The sequence below is a fragment of the Flavisolibacter ginsengisoli DSM 18119 genome, assembly GCF_900129295.1.
Classification (GTDB): Bacteria; Bacteroidota; Bacteroidia; order Chitinophagales; family Chitinophagaceae; genus Flavisolibacter; species Flavisolibacter ginsengisoli.
In genome coordinates, this window is record NZ_FQUU01000004.1 from 343,601 (window position 1) to 362,139 (window position 18,539).

The window sequence follows — 18,539 nt, forward strand, 5'->3', positions numbered from 1 at the left end:
TTACAATCATTTTATAACAACTGATCCTAACTTGCGCGAAAGCTCTATCTCCATTTGTTTCAAATGAACGTGTGTTAAGAACAAAGTTTGCTGCTCTCCGGAACTGGCTTTTTCAAGGTCCTGCTGATTTTCCAGCAGAAGTCTTTTCACCTTACGCAGTTTCAAATAATTGATCGCACTTTCCACTTCTTCATTTGTAGTATCCTTTTGCATATTTAAAAAGCTCATAAGGTCTTCTTCATTCTCAGGACGAAGGGAATTAATGAAATCTTTATAATCCTGTTCAAAAAGACTTTTTTGATACCCCGTTGATTGACTTAATTCTCTCTTCCAGTGTGGGCTTTCCTCATAGGGAAAATAAGCTAACGAAACAGCCAGGGTACTTATAACAGGGTCCGGATGATATAAGAAATAATTCTTATCTGGCTTTATTTGGTCTGCCAATACATCCTTATAGGTATGTATAAACTTCACAATAACTTCATTATCGATGAGATCTTCTTCTGGTATCTCCGTTAATACATGCTGTGCTATTAACTGTGAATCATCCCATTTCTTATACCCATGTTCTAAAAGTATCCTGGCGATTTCTCTTTCCTGGAGATCATCTTTAAACAGAAGGTTAAAGGTCTGATCACTATAATTATTCTCAGCGGCCTGCCTTGCATTCTCTTCTATAGACCTTGCCTCATCAAAAGGAATCTTATTCTCTGTAATGGAAATACGGTTACGAATAAACTTGTTTACCAGGTTAGTAAATCCTGTTTCATCTACATGTAACAATTCTGAGGATTGCCTTATATAATCCTGTTGCCTTGTAAAATCTTCTGTTTTGTCTATTTTGGAAAGCGTTTCCGCAATTTGATTTACCACAGCTGCTTTCTTATTAGCATCTGTTCCAGCATCTTTTAGAGAAACTTCTATTTGAAAAAGGATAAAATCTTTTTTATTGTGAAGTATAAAATTTCTGAAAGCAGTAGCTCCAACTTTTTTCACATAACTGTCCGGATCTTCTTTATCCGGAATCAACACCAATTTTACATTTAAACTTTCCTCCAGGGCCATGTCCAGCCCGCGCATGGCTGCTTTAACACCCGCTGCATCCCCATCATAAATGATTGTAAGGTTCCTTGTATATTTTTTGATCAGTCTTAACTGGTCCTGTGTAAGAGAAGTACCTCCACTTGCAACAACATTTTCAATACCTGCCTGGTGCAGGGAAGTTACATCTGTATAACCTTCTACGAGTAAACATTCATCAGCTTTATCAATAGCATGCCTGGCAAAATAAGTACCATACAATATTTTACTCTTTACGTATAATTCGTTCTCAGGGGTATTTATATACTTAGGTGCCTTTTCATTGTTTTTGATAAGCCTGGCACCAAAGCCTATAACCTTACCACTATTATTGTGAATTGGAAATACAATTCGGTCACGGTAATTATCTACCAGTTGCCCCTGTCTCTCCACTGCAAGCCCTGCTTTTTGTAAAAGCTCAGGATTATATTGCTGGTGCAATGCCTCTTTTACAAAAACATCTCTTTTCTCTGGTGCATACCCAATCCCAAACTTCCTTATAGTATCTTCATTAAACCCTCTTTCCTTTAAATATTCAAGACCGATATTTCTACCCTCATCAGTTTCGAACAACTGATGAGAATAAAATTGTTGTGCAAACTGGTTGATGATAAAAAGGCTTTCTGAAGTTTGCTGTGCGAGCTTTTTTTCAGGGGAAGTCTCCGTTTCTTCCACCTCAACATTATACCGGTTGGCAAGCCATTTTAAAGCTTCCACATAAGAAAGCTTTTCATGTTCCATTATAAAGGAAATGGTGTTACCGCTTTTACCGCACCCAAAACATTTAAATATCTCTTTTGAAGGGGATACTGTAAAGGATGGGGTCTTTTCATGATGAAAAGGACAGTTACCTAAATAATTTGAACCTCGCCTCTTCAATTTGACAAAGTTCCCAACTACATCAATTATATCGATCCGTGAAAGGATCTGTTGTATCGTATTAGGGGAAATCACAAGATAGCAAATATAGGGACCTCAAGTCTGATTAATGTAAGCATTTAAGATGATAAAAATCTTATTTTTTTAAGCCTAAAGAGGTTTAAATTTAATGTACCATCCTACACCGGGGATAGTGAAGCGAAAAAACCTATTTTTTAACAATAAACCCTTCATCCCATGGTCCAGACAGACATCTCACAGTTGTCCGCCGAAAGCGCCGAATGGCGGCAAATATTAAGAAATCATCGCCTCGAATTAAATGATTTCAAAAAGGCGCTCCAGGAAACATGTAAAAACTCCCTTACTAAAGAACAACTCCAGGAAGTAGAACACTACGACAATCAATTTCACATCCAGCTCATTAACATTCACGATCTCAAACAATCCATTAAATCTCACGAGAAGAAGATAATGACCGAAGGTGACCAGCTTTCTGAATCTACTTATGCAGAACATGAGCAATTATTGAACGATTTTTTACACGAAGAAAGCCTGCTACAGGAACTACGGAACGAGTTTCAAAGATTTGTCAGCAAGACTAGCTGTCTATAATATTTCATATTTCATTTTTAAAAACATACAGCAAAATGTATGTATAAAACCTCTATTGCCTCAACCTAAAACTTTATTTTATGCCAGAGTTTGATACCTCTCATGTCAAAAATATTGTTTTGCTGGGCCATGCCGGCTCTGGCAAAACAACCTTAGCGGAGTGCATGTTATTTGAAGCTGGATTGCTATCCCGCCGCGGTTCTGTTTATGAGAATACAACAGTGGGTGATTACCATCCGCTGGAACAGGAACGCGGCAATTCTATTTTTTCCAAACTAATGCATACAAAATGGCGTGGCTTTAAAATAAACATTCTAGATACCCCGGGCTATGATGATTTTGTGGGAGAAGTTCTGTCAGCATTGCGTGTGGCAGATACCGGGGTAATGTTATTGAATGCAACTATGGGAGTTGAAGTTGGAACCGAAATAATTTGGGAATACACGGAACGTTTCAAAACCCCAATGATCCTTGCTATTAATAAATTAGATGATGAACAATCCGACTTTGATAAAACAGTTCAGCAGGCTAAGGACAACTTTGGATCTAATGTTACGGTTGTACAATATCCAAGGCAGCAAGGTGCGGGTTTTCATGAGATCATTGATGTATTGAGAATGGTAATGTATAAATTCAATGACACTGGTGGCAAACCTGATAAACTCGATATTCCCGATTCTGAAAAAGAAAAAGCAGAAAAACTGCATAAAGAACTTGTAGAGGCTATTGCAAGTAATGATGAAACCCTGATGGAAAAATATTTTGACCAAGGTGAACTTACAGAGGATGAAATGAAAGCAGGTATGAAAAAAGCTATGATCAGGCACGACCTGTTCCCTGTTTTCTGTCTGAGTGCGGAACGCAATATGGGTAGTGGGCGGTTAATGGGATTCATTGACAATGTTTGCCCCAGCGCTAATGAAATGCCTCCGCAAATAACTAACAGTAACGAAGAATTGCCTTGCCAGGAAAATGGACCTGCATGCATATTTATTTATAAAACTATCTCTGAACCTCATGTAGGAGATCTATCATTCTTCAAGGTTTTTTCGGGTACTATCAGAACTGGCATGGAGCTGATTAATGAATCTAATGGGGTTAATGAAAAAATAAACCAGTTATTCCTTATGGAAGGCAACAAAAGATTGCCTGTTAACGAACTAGTTGCCGGCGATATTGGTGCCACTTTAAAATTACGAAATACCCATGTCAATAATACACTTCATATAAAGGGTAAAAATTATGAATTGCCACCTATTGAATTTCCTTCGCCTAACATGACGGTATGCATTGAACCAGTCAATAAAGGAGAAGAGGAAAAGCTGGCCCAGGCACTTCACCAGTTAAGAGAAGAAGACCCTACACTCATTGTAGAAGTGTCACAGGAACTAAAACAAACACTTATCCATTGCCAGGGAGATATGCATTTAGCAGTAGCAAAATGGAAAATAGAGAACCTGCATAAAGTACCAGTTAAGTTTGGAAAACAAAGGATCCCCTATCGGGAAACCATCAGGAAAATGGCTGAAGCCAATTACCGCCATAAAAAGCAATCTGGAGGTGCCGGCCAATTTGGTGAAGTATATATGAGGATAGAACCATGGTATGAGGGTATGCCTGAACCCGAAGGGCTGAATGTAAGAGGCCGTGAAGTTTTTAACCTTGACTGGGGAGGAAAATTAGTGTTCTATAATTGTATAGTCGGGGGCGCTATTGATACCCGTTTCCTGCCTTCCATTCTTAAAGGAGTTATGGAAAAAATGCACGAAGGCCCATTGACGGGTTCTTATGTTAGAGATGTTCGGGTAAGTGTATATGATGGCAAAATGCATCCTGTAGACTCTAATGATATATCATTTAAGATCGCTGGTATAATGGCTTTCAAACAAGCATTCCAACAGGCAGACCCCCAAATACTCGAGCCTATCAATGCAGTAGAGGTTTTATGTCCTGAAGACCTGACCGGCGCTGTAATGGGTGATCTTCAAAGCCGCAGAGGTGTTGTAGAGGGTATGGATTCAGAAAGTCATTTTCAAAAAATTATAGCTAAGGTTCCTGCATCAGAAATGTACGGTTTCTCTTCTTCTCTCAGGTCACTCACCCAGGGAAGGGCCAAGTTTAAAATGCATTTTGATAGCTACCAGCCAATGACATATGAATTACAGAAAAAATTAATCGAGGAATACAATAAATCAACAACTGAAGTATTAGCATAATTGCAACACCATAGATTTTAACCTAAGAATTCATTAGGTAGTCCAATATACAGGCTAAGTGTTTTTATGTAAACAAAGGAAATTTTCGGGAGGATTAGGAAATTCTGAAGTTTTCTTATTATTTTGAAAGCACAAAGCTACCAATTATTAAAATCTTCCTCCTATGCATGCCTATTTTCGTAATCATCAACTGTACCTGGCCGAAAGGTCGGAGTGGCTCGATCGTCATGTTGTAAAGACCAGCAAAAGAGCCCTAATGAAAATTGAAAGCTGGAAATTAATAGCACAGTCCGGCGACCAGGATAACCAATTAAGATTAGTTGAAAAATTAGTAAAGGATTCTTTATTAACAGCTATTCCTAATAAGACGGTCCTTCATAAAGAAGGTTATTTTCTGGCAAACTTAAATAACTGATAATACTATAGGCCGGCAAGAAATTGTCCGGCCTTTTTGTTATCCTCTTTATTACAGCCTAACAATAAATCCAATCATATTAAAACCTCTGCCTTATGGGTGCCTTTTTATCCTATGTGCAATCCACAAATCAATTCAGCATCAGTTATCCCTATTATGGTTTGTTTGGAACTGCAGATGTAAAACTTTTAAAATCTGCAGAAGAACTATTATTTGAATGCAAGCTGGTCAACGGAGCAGTCGTGTTGATCAAAAAAATGGGACAATCCAGGAAATGGATAGATGCACAATTAGAAAAAGAAACTCCGTTATCCTCAGTGCTCGGAATGTATATTGAGGATTTTATAAAAGAGGCATAAAAAGAAAAAGAGGGCTATTACACCCTCTTTCCACTATCTCTTTTAATTTTTAAGCGTTGGCTAATTTAGTTTTACGCTTAACAACGACTGTTTCTTCCAATTCAAGTTCCTCAAGCAAACCGTTCTTTTTAAAGTATACGGCGTGCCATACATGATCTAATGATACTTGCTCTGAACTTTCATATTCAGCTTCTGCAAGTTTGCTCCAGCTACCATCCCTGTTCAGGTCGGTAGTAATCTTTGAAGTTACTTTAGGATAAGCAACCCAAAGCTTAGATTCCTCTTTTAAAGCAGGCATAATGTCATCCAGGATACTATTCAATTGGTTCTCACTCACAGCAAAAACCAAAGCAAAATCTATTTTCCTGGATCGTAACAATGGAGTAAGATTCTTTGCGAAAGAAAGTTTACAAAATTGTTTTTCAATTGAAGAAGGAAGGCCCTGGATTAAAATGTTCTTTTCGTTTTTAAGTTGAAGCTTTTCTAAAATTGTTTGTGACATACCGGGATAACTGTTTTTTTTAAACGTTGTGAAGTAGTACTAAGGTTTTTCACACAAACAGGCACGCAAAAGTACGGAAAATACTGCTTTCTACCAACTAATGAGCCAATAAAAAACCCGCAAATCCACGATTGGCGGGTTTTTCTGTAAAAATTTAATCTATTTACTTACCCATGGGCTTGTAATATTTCATTGCCTCTGGCATCCATTTTTTGATATCATTGATACGCCTGCTATCTGAGGGGTGATCACTAAGGAACTCAGGTGGGCGCGCTGAATTGCTTTGTGAGGCCATCCTTTGCCAAAATGGAATCGCTTCCTGTGGATTATATCCAGCTAGAGCTGTCCAAATAAGACCATAATGGTCAGCTTCAGATTCATCAGCTCTTGAAAATTTCAAAATACCTAAAGATGAACCTACACCGAAAGCCTGCAAAAATATGTTTTGTGTGGTACTTGGCTTATTAGACAGAGCAACTGAAAGTGCAGAACCTAATCCTTGCTGAAGCATTTGCTGGCTCATTCTCTCGTTTCCATGTTGAAAAACTGCGTGTGTTATCTCGTGACCTAAAACAATAGCCAGAGCTGCCTCATTTCGCGTATACGGCAATAAACCAGTATATACTACTATCTTACCACCAGGCATACACCAGGCATTGGCTTCTTTATTATTTACAAGATTATACTCCCATTTATAACCTTCAAGTTGGTTTTGTAAACCTTTTGATGCAAAGTATTTCTCTACGGCCGTAGACAGCCTTTGCCCTACTCTTCTTACCATTTCAGCATCCCTGTCAGCAGATGCGCTAACTACCTTATTTTCTGATAAAAATTGCTGGTATTGTTGCACTGCCATGGATTGCAGTTCAGATTCAGGCAATAATTTAAGTTGACTTCTTCCTGTAATAGTGTTAGTTGAACAGGATACGAATAAAGTTGCGGCCAAAAAAAAGGCCGTTATTTTCCTTACCATCTTTATATTTTTTACTGTTAGGGATTCAATGATTATACCAAAGTGTATAGATACCCTATAAGACGGCAGGCTTACTTCTGTTTTGTTAAAGCTTTTCACGCTCCTTACGGCGACGGTCACGGTGCTTTAAAATTGGAACCTTGCTTTCACTACCGTTAATCAGTCTGCCAATGTTTTTCTGGTGCGTAAGCAAAACCAGCATGGCTACGGTTAAAGCAAAAACCCTGTACAGCTTTTCAGGTTCATTGAAGATGACGAGAATGAATATGGGGAATGCAATACTTGCAAGAATAGAACTTAAAGATACCCACCTGGTTAAATATAATACCAGAATAAAAACCCCAACACAACAAAGGGCAACATTTGGCTGGATACCGAGAACCATTCCAAAAAGGGATGCAACCCCTTTTCCGCCCCGGAATTCTGCCCAGATGGGAAATATATGACCGACCACAGCAGCAAGGCCTAAGCCAAGTTGCATATTGACCAGGTATATATCATTTTCAAATGAATTAGGTAAAAAGAAAGCAAGCTTAACAGCAACAATAGCTTTAAGCATGTCGCCAATCATTACAATTGTACCCCATTTTGGTCCTAATATCCTATAGGTATTAGTAGCTCCTGAGTTCCCACTTCCGTATTCTCTTATATCAAACCCAAAGAAAACTTTACTGATAATTACAGCGGTAGGAATGCTACCAATGAGATAAGCTAGTACAATTAATAAAACCTCATTCATAGAATAATGGTTGAAGCAAGGCAAATTTAATCAAATTCGGCTAGAGTTAATAGTATTTAAGTCTTAAATCATTACCCATTAACAAACAATAAGGATAACCAATTATTTTTTTCCTGCCTTTTATTTAAGCTCAGCCCATGTTTAGCGCACGCTTCTGTAATAATATCCTGGTCAGTTGTTAAAAGTCCGCTTAATAAAAGTTGACCTTCTAAAGGCTTAAGTATGCCTTTAAGGCCGGCCATATATTCCAAAAGCACATTCCTGTTTATGTTAGCAAGTATTATATCAAATTTCTGCTCAGGTAATTCTGTACTAAGCTCTACATTAATTTTAGAGCACCCGTTCCTGTTAATATTCTCCTTTGTATTTTCAATACTCCACTCATCAATATCTATGGCCTGAACCTGTTCACTGCCAAGCTTTTCTGCAAGGATAGATAAAATGCCGGTGCCGGTTCCAAAATCAAATACTGTTTTACCAACAAAATCTATATCCTTCATTTGCTGAATCATCATGTAGGTGGTAGCATGATGTCCAGTACCAAAGCTCATTTTAGGTGTGATGATTATCTCATGCGCAACATCCGGAAAAGGTTTATGAAATTCGGCTCTTATAGCACAAAAATCCTCTACAATAACAGGCTCAAAATTGCTCTCCCATAACTTATTCCAGTTTTGTGCTTCCAGGGTGGTAATGGCATATTTGTATGGCCTCAAAACTTCATTAACAGCATAGGATTCAAAATTATTCTCCGGGAAATATGCTATCAATGCATCCTGCGTTTGTTCAAACCCGTTAGCATACAAATCTTCCAACAGGCTGATCAGTATTTCTTGCTGCTCTTCATTGGCCTCTATATTAACCTGAATACTATTCATCTTGTAAAATTAAAAAGGCTGCCTCAACAGGCAGCCTTACTTTTCGAAAACGATTTTATTATTGATTTTCCTGTGGTCTGTTCTCTTGCTGCCTGTCCTGTCCATTACCGGTTTGCGGCCTGTCCATTCTTTGCTGACCTTCCGGCTTTGGCAATAAGATCTTACGTGACAATTTGAACTTACCTGTTTTTGGATCAGTACCTGTCAGTTTCACTTTTACTTTATCACCTTCATTCAATACGCCTTCAAGTGTTTCCAAACGCTTCCAGCTTACTTCAGATATGTGCAGCAATCCCTGCTTGCCAGGTAAGAACTCAACAAAAGCTCCATATGGCATGATTGATTTCACCACTGCTTCATACTCATCTCCTACAGTTGGAACAGCTACTATTCCCTTCACCCAATTATGAGCTTTATCTACTTTTTCCTTATCTGTACCAAAAATGCTCACTTCACCCATATTGTTCTTCTCTTCAATATTGATGGTAGTACCAGTTTCGCGTTGTATTTCCTGTATCACTTTTCCACCTGGCCCGATCACTGCACCGATATATTCGCGGTCAATGAACATTTTCACCATACGAGGGGCATGTGGCTTCACATCAGAGCGGGCTTCTGGTATACAATTGTACATGGCATCAAGAATATGCATCCGTCCACGGCGTGCCTGTTCAAGGGCATTACGCATGATCTCCATGCTTAACCCATCAACCTTGATATCCATCTGAATTCCGCATATACCATCACGTGTACCTGTTACTTTAAAATCCATATCTCCCAGGTGATCTTCATCACCAAGGATATCAGTAAGCACAGCAAATTTTCCTTCCTTAGATATCAGTCCCATTGCTACACCAGCTACGTGCTTAGGCATAGGAACACCTGCATCAAATAATGCCAGGGAACCTGCACATACAGTAGCCATTGAAGAAGAACCATTGCTTTCCAGGATATCGCTTACCACGCGCAGCGTGTAAGCATAGTCAGCTCCCGGAAGCATTTGTTTTAGTGAACGCTGAGCCAGGTTACCATGTCCTACTTCACGACGACCAGGTCCTCTTAAAAACTTTACTTCACCAGTTGAAAATGGAGGAAAGTTGTAGTGCAAAATGAACTTGGAATATTCAGATTTAGCTGCACTTTCTACAAGTAATTCATCAAGCGGTGTTCCTAATGTTACTGTTGTTAAGGACTGGGTTTCTCCTCTGGTAAATAATGCTGATCCATGTGGAGTTGGCAGCACATCAATTTCCATATCCAGTGGACGCACCTGGTCAAGGCCTCTACCATCAAGACGTATTTTATCATTCAGGATCATATCCCGAACCACATCATATTGAAGGTCGGCAAGGTAATTTTTAATAAGCTTCTTAGTTTCATCACTCAGGTCTTCGCCTTCGGCAAGATTTGCTTCTTTAGTGATCACTTCTTTCAGCTCTTCATAAAGCTTTTTATAGTTTTCCTTACGTTCTGTTTTAGGCAGGTTAGCACGTGAATCGGCATCAATTCTTGCCTTTGCAAATTCCTCTACCCTTTTACGTAATACCACATTTTCTTCTGGCTTGGCATACTCCCTCTTAGAAGTAACACCAACCATATCTCTCAATTCCTGTTGTGCCTTGATCTGAACTTTTATTGCTTCGTGGCCTGCTTCAATAGCTTTAACAATATCTTCCTCACTACACTCCTTAGCCTCACCTTCCACCATCATGATATTTTTCTCGGTGGCTGCAATGATAAAGTCCATATCAGACTTCTCCATTTCACTGCGGCTTGGATTGATCCTGAATTTTCCATCAATACGACTAACCCGTACTTCAGAAATGATCTCCTGGATAGGCACAGTCGAAACGGCTAATGCTGCAGATGCAGCCAGGCAAGCCAGTGAATCCGGCATTACTTCCGCATCAGAAGAAATCAGCGTTACTATAACCTGCACTTCACAGAAATAATCATCCGGAAAAAGAGGGCGTAAGGCACGGTCAATGAGGCGGGAGATCAATATCTCTCCATCGCTAAGCCTTCCTTCACGTTTAAAAAAGGATCCGGGAATACGGCCTGCCGAAGCAAATTTTTCCATATAGTCAACGCTTAATGGAAAGAATTCCTGACCGGGTTTAGGCTCTTCTGTAGCTACAACAGTAGCTAACAAAATGCTGTTACCCATGGTAACGGTTACAGAGCCATCTGCCTGGCGGGCAAGCCTGCCGGTTTCAATGGTCACTTCACGACCATCACCTATACTGAATGTTTTACTGAACTTTTGTGATAACATGATTAGAATTTGAGGGTGTTTGATAGTTGAAAAATAAGCCGGTATAAAAGCCAAAACCCAACTGAATGAAGTTGGGAGGTAGCTTATAATTCTATACTTAACTTATTTTCTGATTCCTAATTTCTCAATCAAAGTACGGTAACCCTGCAGGTTATGTTTTTGCAGGTAGTTTAATAAGCGGCGACGCTTACCTACTAATTGCATAAGGCCGCGGTGAGTAGAGAAATCTTTTTTGTTTTGTTGAAGATGACCTGAGATTTGTGCGATGCGTTCAGTTAGCAAAGCGATCTGACCCTCAATAGATCCTGTGTTGGTTTCCTTACCGCCAAAATTGGCAAAAATGTTAGCTTTTTTTTCTTTTGTTACTGACATCGTGAATTTTTTAGAATTGCATCCGATTAGATACCTTAGTATATTTTGGCGGCGAAGGTAAGTAAAACCTTGCTAAAAAGAGCTTAAACCTAAGAGCTAAATCATGAAAAAGCAGATTAAGTTCACCAATATATAAGTATTTTATTGCATAACTTCCATTTTTCCACCAACATTTTACAAGCAAAATAATATGCTAGCTCCTCTTGTAAAGCCTGTTAAATAGCCATATGCCAGGTTAGTTGCGACTCTTTAAAGAGCCGTTACATAGCCGTTACATAGGCGGCACATAGGCGTTGCATAGGCCTTAGATAATAGTCTTTGAAGTAGAATGGCTGACCATTAAAGCGAAGCCTTTACTATGGGAGCAAAACCATTCTAATGCGAGTTTATGAGCTTTCCTTTTTGCCGATTTCGATGGGAGTTTACTTTATTGACACTGAAGCCGATATTTTTGTGTGATGGAAACGCATGAACCTATTTCACCTGATACCAGGGCCATTTTAGGACTCCATTTGCCTACCGATCCAAGGTGGGTAAACCTGGCGGGTAAATCACTGGAAGAAATTCTAAGTGATCATGCCTATTGCGAGCAAAAGGCGGCTGTTAGTTGTATTTCCCTCATACAGCGATACAACCAGAAAGAAAAGCTGGTCATTGCCCTCGCACCGATTGTCACTGAAGAATGGGGCCATTTCCGGCTTGTATTGGCAGAATTGCAAAAAAGGAACTTAAAACTGGGTTTGCAGAGAAAGGATGCTTACGCTAATGCCCTTTTTACTTTTTGCCAGACAGGAGGTGCTGAAGAAGGCAGGCTCCTGGACCAATTACTTATGATGGCCATGATAGAAGCCAGGAGCTGCGAACGTTTTAAAAGGTTGAGTGAAGGATTGGGAGATGAATACATGCGTAGGTTTTACCGCCGCTTTATGGAAAGTGAAGCCGGGCACTATACCCTTTTTATTGAACTGGCAGAAACTTATATAGATAAGGAAAAGGTCAGGAAAAGATGGCAGGAATGGCTGGAATACGAGGCAGTGATCATTTCTAAGCTTGATGTAAGAGGTGACAGGATTCATTGACCCAGCCCTATACAATAATTCTTTGACCCTTAATAATTCTTAAAGTCCTGATTTGAAAAAAGCCAATTCTTTTTCCAGGTTTAGATAGGGATGCTGGTCTACCAAGGCCGCAGTCTTATCATAAAAGCTTTTTAGAAACTTTTTATGCTGTTCTGAAGCCACGTTGAATGGTTTATGTTGGTAAGCCAGCTGAATGGATTGAATTTCCTTGATCAGGCTTCGCGTCTTTTCGTTCATACTGGCATCAACAAATTTCTCCCAAACGTATTGGGTGGCAAAGTAATTCGGGTGTACCAGGTCCTCGGCATAAAAACGATAGTCACGCAGGTCGTCAATTACCAACTCGTAAGCAGGAAAATAAAAGAGCTTATCAAATTTATCTACTAAATGATGGACAGCCTGTATCAGTAAGGCCTTACTCCTGTTATTTTCTATTACGCCTTCCCGTAAATGCCTGACCGGGCTTATGGTAAATATGATCCTGGCCTTTGAATTGAAAAGAAAAATGCGGTGAATGACATTATCAAGGACTTTCAGCACTTCCTCAAGCATCAATAATTTTCTGTTGAACCAATCTGAGGGAGCTTTGTGGTTATTACCAGCTATGCTTCCTACACGGGCATTTAATGCTTTCTCTGTTAATGTATATACCCATGCAGACCCTAACGTGATCATTATATAATCAGCCTGCCTGAGAAAGCTGTTGGCATTCCCGGTTGCAGTGTTAATTTTTTCAACCGAATCCTTAGCTGTTATGGAAGAAAACCGGCTATGGTGCTTCCAGCTATGCCATCCTTCATTCAGGTAAAACAGATCTTTTTCATCAATGCTAACATTTTCTATATAACCGGTTATAGCTTCTGCCACACTAACAGGATTGAACAAGATACCATTTGGATTTTCCATTATTGTAAATCCAGATCTTTTCAATTTTTCGCCAATGTTCTCTGTAAAGCAGGAGCCAATGAGAAATAACTTATCCTTGTGCGTTATAGGCTCAGGTAACTTCTTGATATCAAATTCGTAGTGAAACTTCATTTCAATAGCTATTCATTATTCCTGGTTATACAAAGATCCTGGATGACATGTCAAGGCATTTTTCAAGTGCCGCTTCATTAATATTTTTCACTAACCCTTGTTCCTGCAGGTAACCGATGATCCATTCCATATTCATATTTCCAACCAGGTCATCCTGCGCCATAGGACATCCACCGATTCCTTTGAGCGCACCATCAATACGTGTACAACCTGCATTTACGGCTGCTTCCAGTTTCTCCTTCCAGTTAAATGGAGTGGAATGCAAATGAACGCCAATAGTGGTATCCGGATATTTTGGAATAAGGGTATTTAATGCAAAACTTATTTGAGCCGGTGTCGCCAATCCTACGGTATCAGCTAAGGATAGTATGGTTATTCCTCGTTGTACCATTTCATCAGCCCATAGCAATAATACTTCCTGTGTATAAGCATCTCCATATGGATTTCCAAAACCCATACTCAGGTATACCACCAGTTTTTTATTATGATTGACACAAAGATTCTGGATCTCCTCCACCCTTTTCACGCTTTCTTCCATGGTGCTATTGGTATTCCTTAGCTGGAATGTTGGCGAAAGAGAGAATGGAAAACCCAGGTAACTGATTTCATTATAGGATACAGCCTCCTCAGCTCCCCGCAAGTTGGCTACAATACTTAACAATGCCGATCCTGAATCTGCATAATGCAATTTTTTCAATACATCAGCAGTATCCGCCATTTGAGGAATAGCCTTTGGCGATACAAAGCTGCCAAAGTCAATAGTATGGAACCCTACCTGTAATAATGAATTGATATATTCCACTTTTTGTTCAGTGGGTATAAAATGTTTCCAACCCTGCATAGCATCGCGGGGACACTCTACCAATTGGATATTTTTAGCACTTGTCATTGAAAAGGTTAAATAGTGGACTATTGAAATATTTATTCCTGGTTTTAAAAACAAAAAATAAATAGTATCACTTACCCTGTGACCTCTGCTTCATGGCTTCGTAAAGGATCATACCAGTTGCCACAGAAACATTAAGAGATTCAAAATCTCCCTTCATGGGAATGCTGAATTTTTCATCACTTATTTTCATCAAAGCAGGATAAATGCCTTTTTCCTCACCACCCATAATAATGGCCAAAGGTGAAGTAAAGTCAACATCATAAACTTTTGTGGTAGCTGTCATTTCACTGGCCAGTACTTTGATTCCATTCAGGTGCAGTTCATCTACGGCCTTCATCAGGCTGTTGACACGGCATACTGTAACGTGTTCCAGGGCACCGGCGGAGGTTAGTATAGCATCTTCATTCAAAGCGCCCACTCCTTTTTCAGGGATGATAATGGCCTGCACACCAGTGCACAAAGCTGTTCTGGCTATACCTCCAATATTTCTGACATCTGTAATGCCATCCAGTATCAGGAACAATGGTGTTTCTCCCTTCTCAACAACCCATGATATTACTTCCTGCAAATTATGATACTGCACTTTCGAGATCAGGGCAATGCAGCCTTCATGATTGTCAACATTAAAACCATTAAGCTTTTCCAGGGGTACATAGCTTAGCGGCACACCATGTTGGGAGGCCAGGTGCCTGATTTGGCTGACCGGGTCACCTGTAGCTTTTGCATTTAAAAATATCTTATCGAGGGCTTTTCCAGATTGCAGGGCATTGATAACGTTATTCCTGCCAATAATCATGGAACTCTTCTTAGGCCTTTGCTGGGGTCTGAAATTTTTCACTTGCCAAAAGTAACTTAGTCTGGGATAGTTTTTCAATAACTATAGATCCCATTTGGGCCTTTTCAATATAGCTATTGGCAACATAATAAGAATATACAACAGTACCAGGCCTGCAAGGATGAATTTGGCAAGGGCACAATAAAATACCACCTGTAGTGAAAATGAGGGATTGAATCTTCCATTAATGATAAAAAGCATTACCAGGTTTTCGCATACATCGAATAGAGCCGCAGCAACTGCCATGGAAATGAACCTGTCACTCCAGTTGACAAGAGGAAGTTTATGTTTCAGGTATACACAGGATGAAATAAAGAACCAGGTATAAGCAGCAATTAAAACAAAGTCCAGGTATATATTCAGGGCAATATCATTGTAGTTCCAAAACAATAATAACTGGTTAAGCCGCGCTGTAGATTTGGCAAATTCCAGGTCAAGAATACCAATAGAACTGGAAGGGGTGATTAGTGACTGACCTTGCCAGCGCATAATAAAAATCATGACCAGCAATGATAAAAAAGAGAACAGCAAAGTTCTTTTCATAGGTTGAAAATAAAAAACCTCTGTCGAAAGAACAGAGGTTTCTATTATTGAATATAAAATTATTTGATCCCAAATGCTTTTTTCACCTTAGGCACATAGTCCAGTTTCTCCCAGGTGAACAACTCTACTTTTTTCTTTACCACCTTACCATCAGGAGTTGAGAATTCTTTTGTCACCACCTCTGGTTTACGGCCCATGTGGCCATAGGCTGCTGTTTCGCTATATATGGGATTGCGAAGCTTTAAGCGTTGCTCGATGAAATAAGGACGCATATCAAAGATATCTTCCACCAATTTACTGATTTCGCCATCAGTCATATCTACTTTAGCGGTACCATAAGTGTTTACATTAACACTGGTAGGCTGCGCAACACCAATGGCATAAGACACCTGCACCAATATTTCATCACAAACCCCGGCTGCAACCAGGTTCTTTGCTATATGACGAGTGGCGTAAGCAGCTGAACGGTCAACCTTTGAAGGGTCTTTACCGCTAAAAGCTCCACCACCGTGTGCTCCTTTACCTCCATAAGTATCTACAATAATCTTACGGCCTGTAAGACCGGTATCACCGTGGGGGCCACCTATTACAAACTTACCTGTTGGGTTTATATGGTATTTAATATCGTTATTAAAGAGCTTTGCGTATTTTTTGTATTTAGCCTTTACCCTGGGAATAAGGATATTAAGGATGTCTTTCCTTATCTGCTCCTGCATTTTAGGTTCTGTAGCAAATTCATCGTGCTGGGTAGAAACCACTATTGCATCAATACGTACAGGACGGTTGTTATCGTCATATTCCAGCGTTACCTGGCTTTTAGCATCTGGACGCAGGTATTTTATCTGTTTGTTTTCACGGCGAATGGCAGCAAGCTCCTGTAATAATTTATGAGCAAGATCAAGGGCCAGTGGCATGTAATCTTCTGTTTCATTAGTTGCATAGCCAAACATCATACCCTGGTCGCCGGCACCCTGCTCTTCTTTAGTTTTACGATCTACACCCTGGTTGATATCTGAAGATTGCTCATGGATAGCTGAAAGAATACCACATGAATTAGATTCAAACATATACTCACTACGGGTGTAACCAATACGGCGGATGACCTGGCGTGCTATATCCTGAACATCCAGGTAAGCCTTAGACTTTACTTCTCCAGCTAATACTACCTGGCCGGTAGTAACAAGCGTTTCGCAAGCCACTTTTGAATTTGGATCGAAAGCTAAAAAATTATCGATTAAAGCATCAGAGATCTGATCTGCTATTTTATCAGGATGACCTTCTGATACGCTTTCTGACGTGAATAAGTAAGGCATGAACTGGAAATATTTATAGTAGTTAATAAATTAAAATCGGGTGCAAATATAACACCCGATCTAATATTATAAGTTGGAGTAAATAATACGAAGCCGCAGTCGTTGATCAGCATTAACAAAATTGCCGCCGCCAAGTACTACCCTTCCCATGCCAATGGCTTGTTCAATTTGTGGTCTTACATAAATACCAGCCAATGGAACAAACAGCTGCGTTCTTAATGGAGCATATAATCGCAAGGTATCATTAGGCGTATGCCTTGTAACAATGCCCTGCACATACCTTGTGATATCAAAACGGTATTGGTTGTTCTTTAGATTACCACCAAAAAGGCTTAGGTCTATAGATTGGTTTACACCAAGGTTTATATCCCTGTCAAATAAAAAGGCAGTATCGAGTGTGCCACTATTAGTGTAGTCTAAAAATAAATATGGTGGGGGTGTAAACTTATCTGCACCTGCTGAAGGAAGTACTGAAGTAATGATCTCCGCCTTGTGAATTACCTTATTCCCAAGGGTTGAAAGGTCTGGTACATTTATAGATGCATAAGACCCTGATGGAGCTGATTGGATGTAAAGCTTGTCATCATCCGGAGTACCATTATTTAAATAAGCAGCCCAATTGGAAGCAGGCGTCATTTTTACATAATTAGCTTGCCCGTTTGTGCGATGATTAAAATCTGTTGATAATGTATCTCTTTTCCCGTTATTATGAACTATCTGGTAATAGACAGTGAGGCGGGTTTGCGAGGTAGCTGTCAGATCAAAGTAACTTAACATGTTACTTCCGTTGTCGGCTTTAATGGCAAATCCGGCAAATAATTTTCTGAAAATTGATCCGCTTGTAGTATCTGAATGATATCCACCACTCAGCATACTTGCTGTAGTGTCATATTGTGCAAACCTTTCACCCAAGGAGTTATCCAGCCTGATTCTTACTACATTATTTACAGTTGTAGTGTCTCCAGCACGGATAAGGCGAATAGAATCTTTAGCAGACTTTGCAGTGAATGTCGCAGACCCCAGTTCTGATCCGGTTGTTGGGAAATCAGTTGAAGGATCAGCATATTTATATAAAACTGTGTCCTTAAAATCCTGGTTTGGAGCAATCTCGTAGACATGAAGTGTTTGAAATCCATTCAGGGTGTCTCCATAACTATTATCATACTGAAGAGAGAGCACAACAGAGTCAATGATCTTTGTAGTGTCACGACCAAGAAAGGGATTGGTGCCAAGTGATACAGGTGTAATATTGAAATGAAAGCCCGCGTGCGTAGTTCCGAATTCGGGATCATTCAAATCGCCCGCTGCTACCAGGTCACTATAATTAACCTTTGTAGTATCATCATAGAGCATGTTATTCGTAACAGCATTTAAGGCAACTTCAAAGGTGTTTACATTGTCAACTGCAGGAATTAAATCACCACCAAGATCTGTAGCTTCATTAATTTTTTTGCAAGAAATAAAACCAATTAGTAAAAACAGTGCCGCAAAGAAAAAGATCCGGTTGTGCTTTTTCACAAATATTAATTAAAGCAGTTTGAA

The 18,539-nt window shown here is 39.6% G+C and carries 18 protein-coding genes; 5 read left to right on the forward strand and 13 right to left on the reverse strand.

Going from position 1 to position 18,539, the window contains the following annotated elements:
• Window positions 1-6: 6 nt before the first annotated feature.
• Window positions 7-2,034, reverse strand: coding sequence for a DNA primase (gene dnaG, locus BUA53_RS07020; RefSeq protein WP_072834637.1), 2,028 nt, complete (start codon window positions 2,032-2,034; stop codon window positions 7-9).
• Window positions 2,035-2,196: 162 nt separating this feature from the next.
• On the opposite strand from dnaG, the gene BUA53_RS07025 reads away from it, so the two are divergent.
• From BUA53_RS07025 to BUA53_RS07040, 4 genes are all read left to right on the forward strand, one after another.
• The gene (locus tag BUA53_RS07025) at window positions 2,197-2,571 is read left to right on the forward strand and encodes a hypothetical protein (RefSeq protein WP_072834638.1); all 375 of its coding nucleotides are present in this window, start codon (window positions 2,197-2,199) and stop codon (window positions 2,569-2,571) included.
• 80 nt (window positions 2,572-2,651) lie between these two features.
• On the forward strand, window positions 2,652-4,787 hold the full coding sequence (locus tag BUA53_RS07030) for an elongation factor G (protein WP_072834639.1): 2,136 nt from the start codon (window positions 2,652-2,654) through the stop codon (window positions 4,785-4,787).
• A gap of 163 nt (window positions 4,788-4,950) precedes the next feature.
• Window positions 4,951-5,202, forward strand: a complete 252-nt coding sequence (locus tag BUA53_RS07035) for a hypothetical protein (RefSeq protein WP_072834640.1) — start codon at window positions 4,951-4,953, stop codon at window positions 5,200-5,202.
• Window positions 5,203-5,297: 95 nt separating this feature from the next.
• Complete coding sequence (locus BUA53_RS07040; RefSeq protein WP_072834641.1) at window positions 5,298-5,561, forward strand: hypothetical protein; 264 nt, start codon at window positions 5,298-5,300, stop codon at window positions 5,559-5,561.
• A 49-nt stretch (window positions 5,562-5,610) separates the two neighbouring features.
• Here BUA53_RS07040 and BUA53_RS07045 read toward each other — a convergent pair whose 3' ends face one another.
• From BUA53_RS07045 to rpsO, 6 genes are all read right to left on the reverse strand, one after another.
• Window positions 5,611-6,063 (reverse strand): hypothetical protein, encoded by a 453-nt coding sequence (locus BUA53_RS07045; protein ID WP_072834642.1) that lies wholly within the window; start codon window positions 6,061-6,063, stop codon window positions 5,611-5,613.
• A 163-nt stretch (window positions 6,064-6,226) separates the two neighbouring features.
• Window positions 6,227-6,919 (reverse strand): M48 family metallopeptidase, encoded by a 693-nt coding sequence (locus BUA53_RS07050; protein WP_245793043.1) that lies wholly within the window; start codon window positions 6,917-6,919, stop codon window positions 6,227-6,229.
• Window positions 6,920-7,121: 202 nt separating this feature from the next.
• Window positions 7,122-7,775, reverse strand: coding sequence for a glycerol-3-phosphate 1-O-acyltransferase PlsY (gene plsY / locus BUA53_RS07055; protein ID WP_072834643.1), 654 nt, complete (start codon window positions 7,773-7,775; stop codon window positions 7,122-7,124).
• Window positions 7,776-7,846: 71 nt separating this feature from the next.
• Window positions 7,847-8,653 (reverse strand): 50S ribosomal protein L11 methyltransferase, encoded by an 807-nt coding sequence (prmA, locus tag BUA53_RS07060; RefSeq protein WP_072834644.1) that lies wholly within the window; start codon window positions 8,651-8,653, stop codon window positions 7,847-7,849.
• A gap of 58 nt (window positions 8,654-8,711) precedes the next feature.
• Complete coding sequence (gene pnp, locus BUA53_RS07065) at window positions 8,712-10,928, reverse strand: polyribonucleotide nucleotidyltransferase (protein WP_072834645.1); 2,217 nt, start codon at window positions 10,926-10,928, stop codon at window positions 8,712-8,714.
• 102 nt (window positions 10,929-11,030) lie between these two features.
• A complete protein-coding gene (gene rpsO, locus BUA53_RS07070) occupies window positions 11,031-11,300 on the reverse strand; it encodes a 30S ribosomal protein S15 (protein ID WP_072834646.1) in 270 nt (89 codons plus the stop codon).
• A gap of 458 nt (window positions 11,301-11,758) precedes the next feature.
• On the opposite strand from rpsO, the gene miaE reads away from it, so the two are divergent.
• Window positions 11,759-12,379 (forward strand): MiaE family protein, encoded by a 621-nt coding sequence (miaE, locus tag BUA53_RS07075; RefSeq protein ID WP_072834647.1) that lies wholly within the window; start codon window positions 11,759-11,761, stop codon window positions 12,377-12,379.
• A 39-nt stretch (window positions 12,380-12,418) separates the two neighbouring features.
• Here the strand turns inward: miaE and BUA53_RS07080 are convergent, their stop codons facing one another.
• The 6 genes from BUA53_RS07080 to BUA53_RS07105 form a co-directional block, all read right to left on the reverse strand.
• A complete protein-coding gene (locus BUA53_RS07080) occupies window positions 12,419-13,417 on the reverse strand; it encodes a GSCFA domain-containing protein (protein WP_072834648.1) in 999 nt (332 codons plus the stop codon).
• Between the two features lie 25 nt (window positions 13,418-13,442).
• Window positions 13,443-14,306 (reverse strand): hydroxymethylglutaryl-CoA lyase, encoded by an 864-nt coding sequence (locus tag BUA53_RS07085; protein WP_072834649.1) that lies wholly within the window; start codon window positions 14,304-14,306, stop codon window positions 13,443-13,445.
• 67 nt (window positions 14,307-14,373) lie between these two features.
• Window positions 14,374-15,144 (reverse strand): 23S rRNA (guanosine(2251)-2'-O)-methyltransferase RlmB, encoded by a 771-nt coding sequence (rlmB, locus tag BUA53_RS07090; protein WP_245793045.1) that lies wholly within the window; start codon window positions 15,142-15,144, stop codon window positions 14,374-14,376.
• 39 nt (window positions 15,145-15,183) lie between these two features.
• Window positions 15,184-15,684, reverse strand: coding sequence for a hypothetical protein (locus BUA53_RS07095; protein WP_072834651.1), 501 nt, complete (start codon window positions 15,682-15,684; stop codon window positions 15,184-15,186).
• 59 nt (window positions 15,685-15,743) lie between these two features.
• Window positions 15,744-16,997: a methionine adenosyltransferase gene (gene metK / locus BUA53_RS07100; RefSeq protein WP_072834652.1), complete on the reverse strand. Its 1,254-nt coding sequence runs from the start codon at window positions 16,995-16,997 to the stop codon at window positions 15,744-15,746.
• A 66-nt stretch (window positions 16,998-17,063) separates the two neighbouring features.
• Entirely contained in the window at window positions 17,064-18,515 is a 1,452-nt protein-coding gene (locus tag BUA53_RS07105; RefSeq protein WP_072834653.1) for a DUF4270 family protein, read from the reverse strand.
• Window positions 18,516-18,539: the final 24 nt, after the last annotated feature.

Excerpts from the sequence above, each read along its gene's own strand:
- BUA53_RS07030 (WP_072834639.1), top strand. The coding sequence starts at position 2,652 with ATGCCAGAGTTTGATACCTCTCATGTCAAAAATATTGTTTTGCTGGGC.
- BUA53_RS07035 (WP_072834640.1), top strand. The coding sequence starts at position 4,951 with ATGCATGCCTATTTTCGTAATCATCAACTGTACCTGGCCGAAAGGTCG.
- BUA53_RS07080 (WP_072834648.1), bottom strand. The coding sequence starts at position 13,417 with ATGAAGTTTCACTACGAATTTGATATCAAGAAGTTACCTGAGCCTATA.
- rpsO (WP_072834646.1), bottom strand. The coding sequence starts at position 11,300 with ATGTCAGTAACAAAAGAAAAAAAAGCTAACATTTTTGCCAATTTTGGC.
- metK (WP_072834652.1), bottom strand. The coding sequence starts at position 16,997 with ATGCCTTACTTATTCACGTCAGAAAGCGTATCAGAAGGTCATCCTGAT.
- BUA53_RS07085 (WP_072834649.1), bottom strand. The coding sequence starts at position 14,306 with ATGACAAGTGCTAAAAATATCCAATTGGTAGAGTGTCCCCGCGATGCT.
- miaE (WP_072834647.1), top strand. The coding sequence starts at position 11,759 with ATGGAAACGCATGAACCTATTTCACCTGATACCAGGGCCATTTTAGGA.
- BUA53_RS07045 (WP_072834642.1), bottom strand. The coding sequence starts at position 6,063 with ATGTCACAAACAATTTTAGAAAAGCTTCAACTTAAAAACGAAAAGAAC.
- pnp (WP_072834645.1), bottom strand. The coding sequence starts at position 10,928 with ATGTTATCACAAAAGTTCAGTAAAACATTCAGTATAGGTGATGGTCGT.
- BUA53_RS07050 (WP_245793043.1), bottom strand. The coding sequence starts at position 6,919 with ATGGCAGTGCAACAATACCAGCAATTTTTATCAGAAAATAAGGTAGTT.
- BUA53_RS07095 (WP_072834651.1), bottom strand. The coding sequence starts at position 15,684 with ATGAAAAGAACTTTGCTGTTCTCTTTTTTATCATTGCTGGTCATGATT.
- prmA (WP_072834644.1), bottom strand. The coding sequence starts at position 8,653 with ATGAATAGTATTCAGGTTAATATAGAGGCCAATGAAGAGCAGCAAGAA.
- BUA53_RS07040 (WP_072834641.1), top strand. The coding sequence starts at position 5,298 with ATGGGTGCCTTTTTATCCTATGTGCAATCCACAAATCAATTCAGCATC.
- BUA53_RS07025 (WP_072834638.1), top strand. The coding sequence starts at position 2,197 with ATGGTCCAGACAGACATCTCACAGTTGTCCGCCGAAAGCGCCGAATGG.
- plsY (WP_072834643.1), bottom strand. The coding sequence starts at position 7,775 with ATGAATGAGGTTTTATTAATTGTACTAGCTTATCTCATTGGTAGCATT.